The following is a 14,991-nucleotide window of genomic DNA, read 5'->3' as shown; positions in this document are numbered from 1 at the left end:
TCCCTTACAGATCGTGGTGCAAGTACTCAGCCTGTTTCGGCAGGCGCAGGCTGAACAGGAACGCAATCGCCATCATGCCGGTCACGTACCAGTAGAAGGTGTTTTCCAGGCCGATGGACTTCAGGCCCAGGGCCACGTATTCCGCCGAACCGCCGAAGATCGCGTTGGCCACCGCATAGGCCAGGCCCACGCCGAGGGCGCGCACTTGTGGCGGGAACATTTCTGCTTTTACCAGGCCGCTGATGGAGGTGTAGAAACTCACAATCGCCAGCGCCAGGGTAATCAGCACAAAGGCCAGGAACGGGCTGGTCACGGTTTTCAGGGTCAGCAGGATCGGCACCGTGCACAGGGTGCCGAGGGCGCCGAACCAGAGCATCGAGTTGCGCCGGCCGATCTTGTCCGAGAGCATGCCGAACAGCGGCTGCATGCACATATAGAGGAACAGCGCGCCGGTCATGATGTAGCTGGCGGTCTTGGCGTGCATGCCGGCGGTGTTCACCAAGTATTTCTGCATGTAGGTGGTAAAGGTGTAGAAGATCAGCGAGCCGCCGGCGGTGTAGCCGAGCACGGTGATAAACGCCGCCTTGTGATCGCGAAACAGCGCCCTGATGCTGCCAGCGTCCTTGTTTTCACGCATTTCCTGGCTGGTGGTTTCTTTCAGGGAGCGGCGCAGCAGCAGCGAGATCACCGCCGCCACCGCACCGATCACAAACGGAATGCGCCAGCCCCAGGCCCGCAGCTCGTCCTCGGTGAGCAGTTGTTGCAGGATCACCACCACCGACACCGCCAGCAGTTGCCCGCCGATCAGGGTCACGTATTGGAACGAAGCGAAGAAGCCGCGCTGGCCCTTGAGCGCAACTTCGCTCATGTAGGTGGCCGTGGTGCCGTACTCACCGCCCACCGACAAGCCCTGGAACAGCCGCGCCATCAGCAGCAGGGCCGGGGCCCAGGCGCCGATGTCCTTGTAGGTGGGCAGGAAGGCGATGACCAGGGAGCCGGCGCACATCATCAGCACCGAGATCATCATCGAGTTCTTGCGCCCGTGCTTGTCGGCGACCCGGCCAAACAGCCAGCCGCCGATGGGGCGCATCAGAAAGCCTGCGGCGAACACGCCGGCGGTGTTGAGCAGTTGCACCGTGGGGTCGTCGGAGGGGAAAAACGCCGGGGCGAAGTAGATCGCACAGAAGGCGTAGACGTAGAAGTCGAACCATTCGACCAGGTTGCCGGAAGAAGCCCCGACAATCGCAAAAATCCGTTTGCTGCGTTCTTCTCCGGTGTAGTGACTGGTAGTCGTTGTCATTTTTTTTCACTCGTGGGGAACGGGTTAGATTCTAGACATACTTTGCAACAACCTCGTTCCGCAAGCAGACCTTTGGATAACCGTTGCCTGTGCCGGCCCTATCGCAGGCAAGCCAGCTCCCACAGGTGAGCGCATTCCAGTGTGGGAGCGGGCTTGCCCGCGATGGCGCCCTTGTAGCCAACTCAATAATCGAAGAACACCGTTTCTTCATCGGTGCCCTGAAGAATCACATTCCACTGATACCCCCCCGACGCATCCGTCTTGGCAACCAATGTATGCCGCCGCTCTGCCGGCACACTCGCCAGCAACGGGTCATCGCCGTTGGCCGCCTCGCCGTCGAAATAAATCCGCGTCAGCAAGTGCTTGACCAAACCACGGGCAAACACCAGCACCACCAAATGCGGCGCCTGGGTCGTGCCCTTGAGGCCCGGCACGCTACCCGGCTTGATGGTGCTGAAGCGAAAGCGCCCTTCGCCATCCACCGGCACCCGGCCAAACCCTGCGAAGTTGGGGTCCAGGGCTTTGTCCTGGTCATCCTCGGGGTGGTCATACTTACCGGCGGCGTTGGCCTGCCAAACTTCCAGCATGGCATCGTTGACCCCCTCGCCGTTGCCATCCACCACCTGCCCGGTGATAGCCACGCGCTCGCCGAGGGTGCCCGCACTGGCCAGGTCTTCGCGGTTCAGCCAGGTCAGGCCGATGTGGTAATACGGCCCGACGGTGTGGGACGTGGTTGCATTAAGGGTCATGTCATTTCTCCATCGGCGTGGCGTCGCGGCCGCGCAGGACAATGTCCCAGCGGTAGCCGAGGGCGTAGTGCGGCACGGTCTTTTCCAGGTCGAAACGGGCGATCAGGCGTTCCTTGGCCGCGGTGTCCGGCACGCAGTTGTAGATCGGGTCGTAGGCCAGCAGCGGGTCGCCGGGAAAGTACATCTGGGTCACCAGGCGCGTCAGCACACTGGGGCCGAACAGCGAGAAGTGGATATGCGCCGGGCGCCAGGCATTGTGGTGGTTGCCCCACGGATAGGCGCCGGGCTTGATGGTCTGGAACTGGTACCCGCCATCGGCATCGGTGACGGTGCGGCCGGTGCCGGTAAAGTTGGGGTCCAGGGGCGCGTCGTGCTGGTCGCGCTTGTGGTGGTAGCGCCCGGCGGCGTTGGCCTGCCAGATCTCCACCAGGATGCCCGGCACAGGCAGGCCGTTTTCATCCAGGACCCGACCGTGAATGATGATGCGCTCGCCTTGGGGTTCACCCTCGTGCTGGGCGGTCAGGTCGTTGTCGTGTTCGGCAATGCGTTCGGCGCCGATGGTCGGGCCGGTGATTTCCGACAGCGAATGGGGCAAAAACACCAGCGGCTTGGACGGCGCACGCAGGTTCGTCGACTGGTAGGCCGGATGCAGGTAATCCGGCTGAGTACCTGCTTGCGGGCGCCGGTATCCGGGCTTGTCACTCATGGAGCAATCCTCTTTATTCTTGTAGGTCTTAAACGCGTTCGATCGCCAGGGCCAAGCCTTGGCCGACGCCGACACACAGGGTCGCCAGGCCTTTGCTGCCGCCGGTTTTTTCCAGTTGATGCAGTGCGGTCAGCACCAGGCGCGCGCCGCTCATGCCCAACGGATGGCCCAAGGCAATGGCGCCACCGTTCGGGTTGACCTGGGGCGCGTCGTCCGCCAGGCCCAGTTCACGCAGCACCGCCAAGCCCTGGCTGGCGAAGGCTTCGTTGAGTTCGATCACATCAAAATCGCTGACCACCAGGCCCAGGCGCTCGACCAACTTGCGCACCGCAGGCACCGGGCCGATGCCCATCACCCGGGGTTCGACCCCGGCGCTGGCCATGCCCAACACCCGGGCGCGGGCGGTCAGGCCGTGTTTTTTCACAGCATCGGCGCTGGCCAGGATCAAGGCGGCGGCGCCATCGTTGACCCCGGAGGCGTTGCCGGCGGTGACGGTCTTGTCCGCGCCATTGACCGGCTTGAGCCTGGCCAGGGCTTCAAGGGTGGTGTCGGCACGCGGGTGTTCGTCGTGCTCCACCAGGGTCTCGCCTTTTTTATGGGCGACCCGCACCGGCACGATTTCTTCCGCGAAGAACCCCGCAGCCTGGGCCACGGCCGTGCGTTGCTGGCTGCGCAAGGCGAAGGCGTCCTGGTCGGCGCGCGAGACGTTATAGTCATCCGCCACATTGTCAGCGGTCTGCGGCATGGCATCCACGCCGTACTGGGCCTTCATCAACGGGTTGATAAAGCGCCAGCCGATGGTGGTGTCTTCCAGCTTCATGTTGCGCGAGAACGCGGCATCCGCCTTGCCCATCACAAACGGCGCACGGGACATCGACTCGACGCCACCGGCAATCGCCAGCTCCATTTCGCCACTGGCGATGGCGCGGAACGCGGTGCCGATGGCGTCCATGCCCGAAGCGCACAGGCGGTTAAGGGTGACGCCTGGGATGCTCGGCGCCAAGCCGGCCAGCAGCGCGGCCATGCGCGCCACGTTGCGGTTGTCTTCACCGGACTGGTTGGCACAGCCGAGGAACACTTCGTCAACCGCGTTCCAATCCACCGACGGGTTGCGCGCCATCAGTGCCTTGATCGGCAAGGCCGCCAGGTCATCGGCGCGGACGGTGGACAGGCCACCGCCGAAACGGCCGATGGGGGTACGGATGGCATCACAGATAAACACGTCGCGCATCAGGCTTCTCCTGGGGCTTGGCCATGGGCGGCAGCCGTACGGGCTTCAAGGTCGCGCAAGGCGTTCAGTTCGATGTCGGTGGGTTCGGCGCTGGTGCCGACCTGCTCGGCAAAGCGGATTGCCCAACCGGTAGCGGCGACCACTTGCTCGCGGGTCACGCCAGGGTGCAAAGCCGTGACCACGAACTCATGGGTGCCCTCTTCCGGCTCCATGATGCACAGGTCGGTAATGATGCCGACAGGGCCTGCGCCTGGCAGGCCGAGGCGCTTGCGCGAATCGCCGCCTTCGCCATGGCCGACCGAGGTAATGAAGTCCAGTTTGTCGACAAACGAACGGGACGACTGCTTGAGGATGATCAGCACGCTCTTGGCGGAACCGGCGATTTCCGGCGCGCCACCGGCACCCGGCAGGCGCACCTTGGGCTGGTGATAGTCACCGACCACGGTGGTGTTGATATTGCCGAAGCGGTCGACCTGGGCCGCGCCGAGAAAGCCGACGTCAATGCGCCCGCCTTGCAGCCAGTAGCGAAAAATCTCACCGGTGGGTACAACGCTGTCGGCGGTTTCCGCCAACTCGCCGTCGCCGATGGACAGCGGCAGTACCGAGGGCTTGGCGCCAATCGGGCCAGACTCGTAGATCAACACCACATCCGGCGAAGACGTCAGGCGCGCCAGGTTGGCGGCCTTGGACGGCAGGCCGATACCGACAAAGCACACTGCACCGTTCTTCAGGCGGCGCGCGGCGGCGACGGTCATCATCTCATTGGTCGAGTAAGTCATTACTTGGCCTCCTGGGCGGCAGCCAGCTTGGCCTGGAATTGACTGAAATCAGCGGTGCCATGGATGTATTCATCGATCCAGGCGGTAAATGTCCCACGATCCCGAGCGATCGGATCCCAGGCTTGATAGAAGCGATTGTCACGCTCGGTGTAACCGTGGGCGTAGGACGGATGCGCCCCACCCGGCACATGGCACACGGCAGTCAGGGCCCAGGTCGGCAGCACGCAGGCGTTCATCGGTGCGTTGAGGTCATCGACCATTTCTTCGACGGTGACGATGCAACGCTTGGCCGCCAGCGCGGCCTCTTTCTGCACCCCGAGGATTCCCCACAACAGCACGTTGCCCTTGCGGTCGGCCTTTTGCGCATGGATCACGGTGATGTCCGGGCGCACCGACGGCACCGCCGCCAGCACTTCGCCAGTGAAGGGGCAGGTCACGGTCTTGATCAACGGGTTGACCTTGGGCAGGTCGGAACCGGCATACGCCCGCAGCACCGCGAACGGCAGGCCGGATGCGCCGGCCACATAGGCGTTGGCCAGGTCCGCATGGCTGTGCTCTTCGATCTCCAACGGTTGCGGCCATTGCTTCTCGACCGCGTCCCGCAGGCGATGCAGGGAGCCGACACCAGGGTTGCCGCCCCAGGAGAAAATCAACTTGCGCGCACAGCCGGCCCCGATCAGTTGGTCGTAGATCAGGTCGGGGGTCATGCGTACCAGCGTCAGGTCTTTCTTGCCCTGACGAATGATTTCATGACCCGCTGCTGTAGGGATCAGGTGGGTAAAGCCTTCGAGCGCGACGGTATCGCCGTCATTGACGAACTGCTTTACCGCATCAGCCAGCGAAAGAATTTCAGCCATGGGGTTGGGCTCCCGATGTAGGTCGAAAAAGGCGCTGGAGGCAGCGCCGAAGTGCTTGAAGAGTAAGCCGGGGTAAGGGCCCAAACAATCCGATAATCGACTAACCGTTCGATAATCGAACAGATTGTTGCCTGGCTAACATTCCTCCAAACACCTCTGATTTCCATGTGAACACCGTCCCTGTGGGAGCGGGCTTGCTCGCGATTACGGTGTATCAGGTGGCATCGGCGTGGCTGACCAGGCCCTTGATCACTACCGCCGTGGTGGCCAATGCCGCCGGAATCACCAACGCCGTCAACACCTGCTCGAAGTTCCAACCAAGCCCCAACAGCGTGGCCCCCATCCACGCGCCGAGGATCGCGCCAAAACGCCCGATCCCCAGCATCCACGAGACCCCGGTGGCGCGCCCCTGGGTCGGGTAAAACCGCGCAGCCAGCGAAGGCATGGCCGATTGCGCACCGTTGACACACATCCCGGCGATCAACACCAGGGTCGCCAATAACGTGATATTGCCCAGGCTCTGGCCCACGGCGTAGGCAAACACCCCAGCCAGCAGGTAGAAGGTGCCGATGACCTTGTGCGGATTGAACCGGTCCATGGCCCAGCCCACGCCCACGGCGCTGAGCACCCCGCCAAACTGGAACAACGCGCCGATAAACGCCGCCTGTTCCATGCTGGCGCCGCTGTCGCGCATCAGGGTCGGCAACCAACTGGTCAGCAGGTACACAATCACCAGGCCCATAAAGTAGGTGAGCCACAGCAACAGGGTGCCGGCGCTGTAGGTGCCGCCGAAGATCACCGCGAACACATTGCGCGCCTTGACGGTTTTCTGCTCCGGGACACTGAAGCTTGAGGCCTGGGCGACGGTGGCCGGGTCGATGGGCGCCAGGGCCTGGCGCACCTTGTCCGTACCGCGATTGCGTACCACCAGGTAGCGCGCCGATTCCGGCAGCCACAGCACCAGCACCCCCACCAGGATCAAGGGCAGGATGCCGCCGAGCAGCAGCAGGCTGTGCCAACCGAACATCGGGATCAGCATGGCCGAGATAAACCCGCCACCGGCCATGCCCAGGTTGAATCCGCAGAACATGCTGGTCACCAGCAACGATTTATGGCGCTCCGGGGTGTATTCAGACAACAGGGTCGTCGCATTCGGCATGCCGGCACCCAGGCCCAGGCCGGTCAGGAAGCGCAACACCAGCAACTGATCAACGTTGCTGCTGTAGGCCGAAGCCAGGCTGAACGCGCCGAACACCAGCACCGCCCCCACCAGTACCACCTTGCGCCCGAAACGGTCGGCCAAGGGCCCGGAACCCAGGGCGCCAAACACCATGCCGATCAACGCGGCACTCATCACCGGGCCGAGGCTGGCGCGGTCGATCCCCCAATCCTGGGACAGCGCCGGCGCAATAAAGCCCATGGCCGCCGTATCCAGGCCGTCGAGGAAGACAATCAGGAAACACAGGATTACCACCCGCCATTGATAGCGGGACAGCGGTTGCGCATTGATAAAGGACTGCACGTCCAGACAGGTACCAACAGCAGGCGAAGGTTGATTCATTGTTTTTATTTCCACACCGATGGCGGGCGGACGACGGCGAGTCGTCATTATTATGGGGGCGAAACCAGAACGGCGACGGTAGACGCCGTCGCGGTCAATCACGCTGCCGCGACATTAATAAGCCAGGGGAAACACCGTCAATTCGTCAAACCGGGATCTGTGCGGTCACCGAACAGCTTAAGCAAACAACTGGGTACTCAGCTCCTGGCTGGCGCTCAGCATGCTCGGCAGGAAGCGCTGCTCCAGCTCGCTGCGGCTGACCCGGCCGGCGTGGGTGCTCACGTTCAGCGCGGCCAGCACCTGGCCAGACGCGTCATACACCGGCACGGCAATGGAACGCAGGCCCTGCTCCAGTTCCTGGTCGACAATGCACCAGCCCTGCTGCCGCACTTGTTGCAGGCACTCGAACAACGCCTGGGGCGTGGTCAGGGTGCGGCTGGTCTTGGTTTGCAGGTCGGCATGGTCCAGGTAATCCTGCAGCGATGCATCGTCCAGGGCCGCCAGCAGGATCCGGCCCATGGAGGTGCAATAGGCCGGCAGCCGGCCACCGACCGACAGATCCACCGAGATCAGGCGCTGGGTCGTGGCGGACCGGGCGATGTAAAGGATGTCGTCGCCTTCCAGGGTCGCCATGTTGCAGGCTTCATGAAGCTGCTCGCTCATGCGGTCCAGGTAAGGCTGGGCAGAAACCGCCAGGGGCGTGGACGACAGGTAGGCGTGGCCCAGGGTCAGGACCTTGGGCAGCAGCGAGTACGTGCGCCCGTCGGTGGTGGCGTAGCCAAGCTTGATCAAGGTATGCAGGCAACGCCTGACGGCAGCGCGGGGGATTTCCGTGCGATGGCTGATCTGGGCGATGGTCAGGTGGCGCTTGCGCTCTTGGAACGCTTGCACCACGGCCAGACCGCGCGCCAGGGAGGTCATGAAATCCGGATCGCCGGTAAACGCCTGGATGCGCTTGGCCGGTGACGCAACGATCGGTGGCGCCACAGAGGCAAAGGAGTTGCGCAATTGATCGTTCATTTCAGGTCCTTTCTCTTATTGTCGACCGCCATTACAAGCCGGCGGGCCACGGATGTACAAGGCAAGGGCGCCAACATTGGGCGATTATCGGACGCTCATTCGATAATCGCAATTTGCTGCCGTGGGCGCTGCCGGGCCCCGGAGAGACTCCCCAGCACGGGATGTATTGCGTTCACTTAACAGGCCGGCACTCGACACAACGTCCTTGATTCAATTAATGACATCTACTTTCAACTGTCACAGACAGACTATTAGCCAAGTGTGGCGTCAAGTTCTCGACACTACCGGGCTGACAACATATGCAAGCAAAGTTGACGATTTTTAACTTGTTGGCGATAGTCTTATTCAAATGCGCCGCTATAATGCAGCGTGCAACCAGAGCGAACTGGCCTCAAGAGCGCTCCCCGCGAGCCTCAGCTTTTCCTTGTCCAGACCTTGGTTGCAAATACCGGGAGCCCAGTTCCACTGTCCACCCGTTATTTGTGAAGTAAAAAGAAAACTGTTGCTACGACAGCTGTTCTTCCCGGTGTCGTGGCCGCGTGCAATTATGAAGTGGCATCGCGTTTCACCGGAATCAACTCAACTCAATTAGGTAATAATGTGACGAAAGACGAACTGCGCGCGGAACTTGAGCGCCAGGAACAACGTTACAAGGATGTTTACGGCGGGGAAGTCACCACCTACGCCGCCCAGCCAGAGCCCGAGCGCAAACCCTGGCGCAAACGAGCCAGCCTGCTCGACCAGGCGTTTGCCCAGGAAATCCAGAAGATCGAAAAAGACCTCAAGGCCGAAGAGCCATAAGCCCTGTCGGACTGAGCCTTCCTGGCAAGTCATCGCCCTGCCAGCTACCTCTGGCAGGGGCGCCTTGGGCATGCCCGTCAATCGGCATCTTTCGCGCTATCACGAAATTTCATACAAGCGTTTCAGATCTGCAACATTAATTGTCGCACCCCGCTCTACGCCTTCTATTCTTTACAAATCAATGAGTTGCAAAACCACCGAGATCTCTGGTAGCCGCACCCTTCCCACAAACTAATTCGTTGAAGAATGTTACCAACGAGCAGCTAGTGCATAGATTACTGAGGTTTTCTGGCATAATCGCGCCCCCTTACGACCGGGTCATAAAACCTTCATGATCGATTTATTCAGCGGACTGGATGCTTGGGTTCTTGTGAGCCTGCTGCTCGCCCTCGCCTTTGTCCTCGCCTTCGAGTTCATCAATGGCTTTCATGACACCGCTAACGCGGTGGCCACAGTCATCTATACCAAAGCGATGCCGCCACACCTGGCCGTATTCTTTTCCGGGGTGTTCAACTTCCTTGGCGTGTTGCTCGGCGGGGTAGGCGTTGCCTATGCCATCGTGCATCTGCTGCCGGTGGAGTTGCTGATCAATGTAAACACCGGCCATGGCCTGGCCATGGTGTTTTCATTATTGGCAGCGGCCATCACCTGGAATCTCGGCACCTGGTATTTCGGGATCCCGGCATCCAGCTCCCACACCCTGATCGGTTCGATCCTCGGTGTCGGCCTGGCCAATGCCCTGATCAACGATATTCCGCTGGCGGACGGGGTCAACTGGCAGAAGGCTATCGATATCGGCGCCTCGCTGGTGTTCTCGCCCATGGCCGGCTTCCTGGTCGCTGCCCTGGTGTTGATTGGCCTTAAATGGTGGCGTCCGCTGTCCAAGATGCACAAGACGCCGGACCAGCGCCGCAAGCTCGATGACAAGAAACACCCGCCCTTCTGGAACCGCCTGGTACTGGTGATTTCCGCGATGGCCGTGAGTTTCGTGCATGGCTCCAACGACGGCCAGAAAGGTATCGGCCTGATCATGCTGGTGCTGATTGGTATCGTGCCCGCGCAGTTCGTACTCGATCTGGGCAGCACCACTTACCAGATCGAGCGAACCCGCGACGCCACCCTGCACCTCAACCAGTTCTACCAGCGCAACCACGAAACCCTCGGCGAATTCCTTGCCCTGGGCAAAAGTGTCAAAGACGACCTGCCAGGCAAGTTCCGTTGCAACCCGCAACAGACCGAGCCGACCATCACCGCCCTCCTCGGTACATTGAAGGGTGTTTCTGACTACCGTTCCTTGACCTCCGATCAGCGCATTGAAGTACGTCGCTACCTGCTGTGCCTGGACGACACCGCGAAAAAAGTCGGCAAGCTGCCAGGCCTTGATTCCCGCGAGAAGTCGGACCTGGAAAAACTGCGCAAAGACCTGACCGCCACCACCGAATACGCCCCGTTCTGGGTCATCCTCGCCGTGGCCCTGGCCCTCGGCCTGGGCACCATGGTGGGCTGGAAGCGTGTGGTACTGACGATTGGCGAGAAAATCGGCAAGCAGGGCATGACCTATGCCCAGGGCATGTCGGCGCAAATCACCACCGCCACTATGATTGGCTTTGCCAACATCTTTGCCCTGCCGGTGTCCACCACCCACGTGCTGTCTTCGGGTGTGGCCGGGACCATGGTCGCGAACAAGAGCGGCCTGCAAGGCGGCACCGTGAAGACTATCCTGATGGCCTGGGTCCTGACCCTGCCGGCCACGGTGAGCCTGTCGGCCGCACTGTTCTGGCTGGCGTCCAAGGCGCTGGGCAGTTAACCGCCTGCGCAATGAATAAAGGCGTGACCTGCGAGGGTCACGCCTTTTTTAATGGCCAAATTCCAGTCAAAAAAAAGGGCGACCGAAGTCGCCCAAAATGCCTTGCGTGCTCATGTAACCCGGAAAAACCTATGGTTTTTTACGCTTGTTCGCGTCTTTCCAGATAAAAAACCCAAACCCTACAAAAAACAGCACCATGAGGCCGACAGTCAGCACCCCGGCAAAAACCACATTATCGAAAAACATGACCGGCCTCCTGCTCTTGCCTTGTTGCGATAGGGCTAAGTTAACCAAGAAGTCGGGGGGAGAAATTGACGGGGATCAATGTCGCCCGCAACGGGGCGTAAAGAAGGGGAATAACTGACCTGTATCAACAGATTCAGGGCATTTCAGCGCTTTTTCGTTTTGTTTTTCGGCTTTTTCTTGGTTTTGCCCAAGGGCATGGCCTGCTCGAACGCCTGGCGCACGTCATTAAGACGCTTGTCGTTGAGGTCGTGGACCCGTTTGGCCCGTTCGGCATTCAGGTCGATCAGCTTGTCGTCACTCATGGCTTGGCTTACGTGGTGGCTGGCGTGACGCAATAATGCGTCCTGGCCCACCCGGGGGTCAAACCTCGACATCCACCCACAACCCCTGGCGGGGCGCATCCTCGATCAACGGCGCGACCGGCACCGTGTTATCGGCATTCAGTTCGTCACCAGGAACGGCCAGGTGCTGCTCGGGATCTTCATCGGCCTCGCGCCGGCGCTTTTGCTGTTCCTGCTGGCGTCGTTGTTCCTCGCGCAGCATCAGGGTCGATTGCTCGGCGTCGCGGTGCTTGAGGTCGATGGTGCTTTCGTTGGAGCTCGGCTGCGCAGGCACCACCGGTGGAATATCGGGTTTTGGGCGCACGGGGTCGAGTTGCGACGTGACCGGCACAACACTCAAGGGCAAGATCGGTGGCAACATAATTATGGGTCTCCTGTCAGCAGGCTGTCGGCTGCTGTACCAGCGACTTGAGCCTGGGGCCGCCAACTTGTGACCCAGTCGTCAGTCGCCAGTGCCCCGCCACCCGTCGAATCGCCCTCTTTGCGCCCTGCAAGAGGAGTAGTTTTTGTCAGAGTCCTTTGGCTGGGGGCCTTGTTCCGTTAGAATAGTCGGCTTTTTCACGGCGGGAGTCAGGCAGCATGGCGCAGCAGTATCAACCGGGGCAACGCTGGATTAGTGACAGCGAAGCAGAGCTGGGGTTAGGCACCGTTCTGGCACAGGACGGCCGCTTGCTGACCGTGCTCTATCCGGCCACTGGCGACACCCGCCAGTATGCGCTACGGAATGCGCCCCTCACTCGCGTGAGGTTTTCGCCGGGTGACACCATCACCCACTTCGAAGGCTGGAAAATGACCGTGCGCGAGGTCGACGATGTCGACGGCCTGCTGGTCTACCATGGCCTCAATGGGCAGAACGAGCCCGTCACCCTGCCAGAAACCCAACTGTCGAATTTTATCCAGTTCCGCCTCGCCAGCGACCGTCTGTTCGCCGGCCAGATCGACCCGCTGGCCTGGTTCTCCCTGCGCTACCACACCCTGGAACACACCAGCCGCCAATTGCAGTCCTCGCTCTGGGGCCTGGGCGGCGTGCGTGCGCAGCCGATTGCGCACCAATTGCACATTGCCCGCGAAGTCGCCGACCGTATCGCGCCACGGGTACTGCTGGCCGACGAAGTGGGCCTGGGCAAGACCATCGAAGCCGGCCTGGTGATCCATCGCCAGCTGCTGTCCGGCCGCGCCAACCGCGTGCTGATCCTGGTCCCGGAGAACCTGCAGCACCAATGGCTGGTGGAAATGCGCCGGCGTTTCAACCTGCAAGTCGCACTGTTCGACGAAGAGCGGTTTATCGAAAGCGATGCCAGCAACCCGTTTGAAGACACCCAGCTCGCGCTGGTGGCCCTGGAATGGCTGGTGGACGACGAAAAAGCCCAGGACGCGCTGTTTGCCGCCGGCTGGGACTTGATGGTGGTCGACGAAGCGCACCACCTGGTCTGGCACGAAGAAAAAGCCAGTGCTGAATACCAACTGGTCGAACAACTGGCCGAGACCATTCCCGGCGTGCTGCTGCTGACCGCAACCCCGGAACAACTGGGCCAGGACAGCCACTTCGCCCGTCTGCGCCTGCTGGACCCGAACCGTTTCCATGACGTCAAGGCCTTCCGCGCCGAGAGCGAGAACTATCGCCCGGTGGCCGAAGCCGTGCAGGAACTGATGGACAAGGGCCGCCTTTCACCGGCTGCGCACAAGACTATCCAGGGCTTCCTCGGCAACGAAGGCGAAGCCCTGCTGGCCGCCGTCAACGATGGCGACACCCAAGCCAGTGCGCGTCTGGTGCGCGAGCTGCTGGACCGCCATGGCACCGGCCGCGTGCTGTTCCGTAACACCCGCGCCGCCGTGCAAGGCTTCCCCGAGCGCAAGCTGCACGCCTACCCGCTGCCGTGCCCGGACGAATACCTGGAGCTGCCGCTGGGCGAGCATGCCGAGCTGTACCCGGAAGTCAGCTTCCAGTCGCAGCCGGATATAGAAGAAGAAAACCGCTGGTGGCGCTTCGACCCGCGCGTGGAGTGGCTGATCGATCAGCTGAAAATGCTCAAGCGCACCAAGGTCCTGGTGATCTGCGCCCATGCCGAAACCGCCATGGACCTGGAAGACGCCCTGCGCGTACGTTCCGGTATCCCGACCACGGTGTTCCACGAGGGTATGAACATCCTTGAGCGCGACCGCGCCGCCGCCTACTTCGCCGACGAAGAGTTCGGCGCCCAGGTGCTGATCTGTTCGGAAATCGGCAGTGAAGGTCGCAACTTCCAGTTTTCCCACCACCTGGTGCTGTTCGACCTGCCGTCGCACCCGGACTTGCTGGAGCAACGCATCGGCCGTCTGGACCGCATCGGCCAGAAGCATGTGATCGAACTGCACGTGCCGTACCTGGAGACCAGCCCGCAAGAGCGCCTGTTCCAGTGGTACCACGAAGCCTTGAATGCCTTCCTGAATACCTGCCCGACCGGCAACGCCTTGCAGCATCAGTTCGGCCCACGCCTGCTGCCGCTGCTGGAAAATGCCGACGACGGCCAATGGCAAGCCCTGATCGACGAAGCCCGCACCGAGCGCGAGCGCCTGGAAGCCGAGCTGCACACCGGTCGCGACCGCCTGCTGGAGCTCAATTCCGGCGGCGCTGGCGAAGGTGATGCGCTGGTCGAGGATATTCTGGAGCAAGACGATCAGTTCACCCTGCCGATCTACATGGAAACCCTGTTCGATGCGTTTGGCATCGACAGCGAAGACCATTCGGAAAACGCGCTGATCCTCAAGCCCAGCGAAAAAATGCTCGACGCCAGTTTCCCCCTCGGCGACGACGAAGGCGTGACCATCACCTACGACCGCAACCAGGCACTGTCGCGCGAAGACATGCAGTTCATCACCTGGGAGCACCCGATGGTCCAGGGCGGCATGGACCTGGTACTGTCCGGCTCCATGGGCAACACCGCCGTGGCGCTGATCAAGAACAAGGCGCTCAAGCCGGGCACTGTGTTGCTCGAACTGCTCTATGTCAGTGAAGTGGTGGCACCGCGTTCACTGCAACTGGGTCGCTACCTGCCGCCGGCGGCCCTGCGCTGCCTGCTGGATGCCAATGGCAATGACTTGTCGGGCCGGGTGTCTTTCACCACCTTGAACGACCAGCTGGAAAGCGTGCCACGGGCCAGTGCCAATAAGTTCGTGCAGGCCCAGCGCGATCAGCTGACGCCTCGGATCAACGCCGGCGAAGAAAAAATCGCCCCGCGCCATGCCGAACGTGTAGCCGAGGCGCAACGTCGCCTGGCGGCAGACACTGACGAAGAGCTGGCGCGCCTGACCGCCCTGCAAGCCGTCAACCCAAGCGTGCGCGACAGCGAGCTGGTTGCCCTGCGCCAACAGCGCGAGCAAGGCCTGGCCATGCTCGACAAGGCGGCGCTGCGGTTGGAGGCGATTCGGGTGCTGGTCGCCGGTTGATCCGCGCCCTGCCCTGATGAACAAGAAGGCCCGCGCAATGCGGGCCTTTTTTATAGGGTCTTGCGGGCCTCATCGCGGGCAAGCCCGCTCCCACATTTGCAATGCATTCCCCTGTGGGAGCGGGCTTGCCCTAATGCCAGTCAGTTAAGCCTTTTTGTAGGAGCGAG

Annotated in this window: 14 protein-coding genes; 3 read left to right on the top strand and 11 right to left on the bottom strand. The window is 61.6% G+C overall.

From position 1 onward, the window contains the following. Positions 1-4: 4 nt before the first annotated feature. From AC07W7_RS05905 to pcaR, 8 genes are all read right to left on the bottom strand, one after another. The gene (locus AC07W7_RS05905; RefSeq protein WP_076964926.1) at positions 5-1,300 is read right to left on the bottom strand and encodes an MFS family transporter; all 1,296 of its coding nucleotides are present in this window, start codon (positions 1,298-1,300) and stop codon (positions 5-7) included. 182 nt (positions 1,301-1,482) lie between these two features. Then, positions 1,483-2,049 (bottom strand): protocatechuate 3,4-dioxygenase subunit alpha, encoded by a 567-nt coding sequence (gene pcaG, locus AC07W7_RS05900; RefSeq protein ID WP_495038910.1) that lies wholly within the window; start codon positions 2,047-2,049, stop codon positions 1,483-1,485. Between the two features lies 1 nt (position 2,050). Continuing rightward, positions 2,051-2,755 carry a protocatechuate 3,4-dioxygenase subunit beta gene (gene pcaH, locus AC07W7_RS05895; protein ID WP_495038909.1) on the bottom strand — a complete coding sequence of 235 codons (705 nt, stop codon included), beginning with the start codon at positions 2,753-2,755 and terminating at the stop codon, positions 2,051-2,053. A gap of 28 nt (positions 2,756-2,783) precedes the next feature. Continuing rightward, the gene (gene pcaF / locus AC07W7_RS05890) at positions 2,784-3,989 is read right to left on the bottom strand and encodes a 3-oxoadipyl-CoA thiolase (RefSeq protein WP_495038999.1); all 1,206 of its coding nucleotides are present in this window, start codon (positions 3,987-3,989) and stop codon (positions 2,784-2,786) included. After that, positions 3,986-4,765, bottom strand: coding sequence for a CoA-transferase subunit beta (locus tag AC07W7_RS05885; RefSeq protein WP_076964930.1), 780 nt, complete (start codon positions 4,763-4,765; stop codon positions 3,986-3,988). Before AC07W7_RS05885 ends, pcaF begins: the two co-directional genes overlap by 4 nt. Beyond that, positions 4,765-5,622 carry a CoA transferase subunit A gene (locus AC07W7_RS05880; protein WP_076964931.1) on the bottom strand — a complete coding sequence of 286 codons (858 nt, stop codon included), beginning with the start codon at positions 5,620-5,622 and terminating at the stop codon, positions 4,765-4,767. Before AC07W7_RS05880 ends, AC07W7_RS05885 begins: the two co-directional genes overlap by 1 nt. Positions 5,623-5,836: 214 nt before the next feature. Then, positions 5,837-7,183 (bottom strand): 4-hydroxybenzoate transporter PcaK, encoded by a 1,347-nt coding sequence (gene pcaK / locus AC07W7_RS05875; protein ID WP_169865439.1) that lies wholly within the window; start codon positions 7,181-7,183, stop codon positions 5,837-5,839. Between the two features lie 177 nt (positions 7,184-7,360). Then, entirely contained in the window at positions 7,361-8,203 is an 843-nt protein-coding gene (pcaR, locus tag AC07W7_RS05870; protein WP_076964933.1) for a pca regulon transcriptional regulator PcaR, read from the bottom strand. Between the two features lie 600 nt (positions 8,204-8,803). Here pcaR and AC07W7_RS05865 point away from each other — a divergent pair. Both AC07W7_RS05865 and AC07W7_RS05860 read left to right on the top strand, forming a co-directional pair. Then, positions 8,804-9,004 (top strand): hypothetical protein, encoded by a 201-nt coding sequence (locus tag AC07W7_RS05865; protein WP_029297082.1) that lies wholly within the window; start codon positions 8,804-8,806, stop codon positions 9,002-9,004. Between the two features lie 331 nt (positions 9,005-9,335). Next, entirely contained in the window at positions 9,336-10,811 is a 1,476-nt protein-coding gene (locus AC07W7_RS05860; RefSeq protein WP_076965342.1) for an inorganic phosphate transporter, read from the top strand. Positions 10,812-10,940: 129 nt separating this feature from the next. Here the strand turns inward: AC07W7_RS05860 and ccoM are convergent, their stop codons facing one another. The 3 genes from ccoM to AC07W7_RS05845 all read right to left on the bottom strand — a co-directional run bounded on the left by ccoM (position 10,941) and on the right by AC07W7_RS05845 (position 11,759). Continuing rightward, positions 10,941-11,057, bottom strand: a complete 117-nt coding sequence (gene ccoM / locus AC07W7_RS05855) for a cytochrome c oxidase subunit CcoM (RefSeq protein ID WP_029297086.1) — start codon at positions 11,055-11,057, stop codon at positions 10,941-10,943. Positions 11,058-11,200: 143 nt separating this feature from the next. After that, complete coding sequence (locus AC07W7_RS05850; RefSeq protein WP_130898270.1) at positions 11,201-11,431, bottom strand: hypothetical protein; 231 nt, start codon at positions 11,429-11,431, stop codon at positions 11,201-11,203. Beyond that, positions 11,418-11,759 (bottom strand): aspartate-semialdehyde dehydrogenase, encoded by a 342-nt coding sequence (locus tag AC07W7_RS05845; protein WP_169898486.1) that lies wholly within the window; start codon positions 11,757-11,759, stop codon positions 11,418-11,420. The genes AC07W7_RS05850 and AC07W7_RS05845 overlap by 14 nt, the downstream gene beginning before the upstream one ends. Positions 11,760-11,977: 218 nt before the next feature. Here AC07W7_RS05845 and rapA point away from each other — a divergent pair, with 218 nt between their 5' ends. Then, positions 11,978-14,824 (top strand): RNA polymerase-associated protein RapA, encoded by a 2,847-nt coding sequence (rapA, locus tag AC07W7_RS05840; RefSeq protein ID WP_495038908.1) that lies wholly within the window; start codon positions 11,978-11,980, stop codon positions 14,822-14,824. Positions 14,825-14,991 lie beyond the last annotated feature (167 nt).

The organism is Pseudomonas sp. GW821-FHT01D09 (assembly GCF_059422465.1).
This window is presented reverse-complemented; position numbering and strand designations above follow the sequence as displayed.

Bases quoted from the DNA above. Each gene is read 5' to 3' on its own strand.
- AC07W7_RS05860 (WP_076965342.1), top strand. From the start codon at position 9,336: ATGATCGATTTATTCAGCGGACTGGATGCTTGGGTTCTTGTGAGCCTG.
- pcaR (WP_076964933.1), bottom strand. From the start codon at position 8,203: ATGAACGATCAATTGCGCAACTCCTTTGCCTCTGTGGCGCCACCGATC.
- pcaK (WP_169865439.1), bottom strand. From the start codon at position 7,183: ATGAATCAACCTTCGCCTGCTGTTGGTACCTGTCTGGACGTGCAGTCC.
- pcaG (WP_495038910.1), bottom strand. From the start codon at position 2,049: ATGACCCTTAATGCAACCACGTCCCACACCGTCGGGCCGTATTACCAC.
- AC07W7_RS05850 (WP_130898270.1), bottom strand. From the start codon at position 11,431: ATGTCGAGGTTTGACCCCCGGGTGGGCCAGGACGCATTATTGCGTCAC.
- pcaH (WP_495038909.1), bottom strand. From the start codon at position 2,755: ATGAGTGACAAGCCCGGATACCGGCGCCCGCAAGCAGGTACTCAGCCG.
- ccoM (WP_029297086.1), bottom strand. From the start codon at position 11,057: ATGTTTTTCGATAATGTGGTTTTTGCCGGGGTGCTGACTGTCGGCCTC.
- AC07W7_RS05845 (WP_169898486.1), bottom strand. From the start codon at position 11,759: ATGTTGCCACCGATCTTGCCCTTGAGTGTTGTGCCGGTCACGTCGCAA.
- AC07W7_RS05885 (WP_076964930.1), bottom strand. From the start codon at position 4,765: ATGACTTACTCGACCAATGAGATGATGACCGTCGCCGCCGCGCGCCGC.
- rapA (WP_495038908.1), top strand. From the start codon at position 11,978: ATGGCGCAGCAGTATCAACCGGGGCAACGCTGGATTAGTGACAGCGAA.
- AC07W7_RS05880 (WP_076964931.1), bottom strand. From the start codon at position 5,622: ATGGCTGAAATTCTTTCGCTGGCTGATGCGGTAAAGCAGTTCGTCAAT.
- AC07W7_RS05905 (WP_076964926.1), bottom strand. From the start codon at position 1,300: ATGACAACGACTACCAGTCACTACACCGGAGAAGAACGCAGCAAACGG.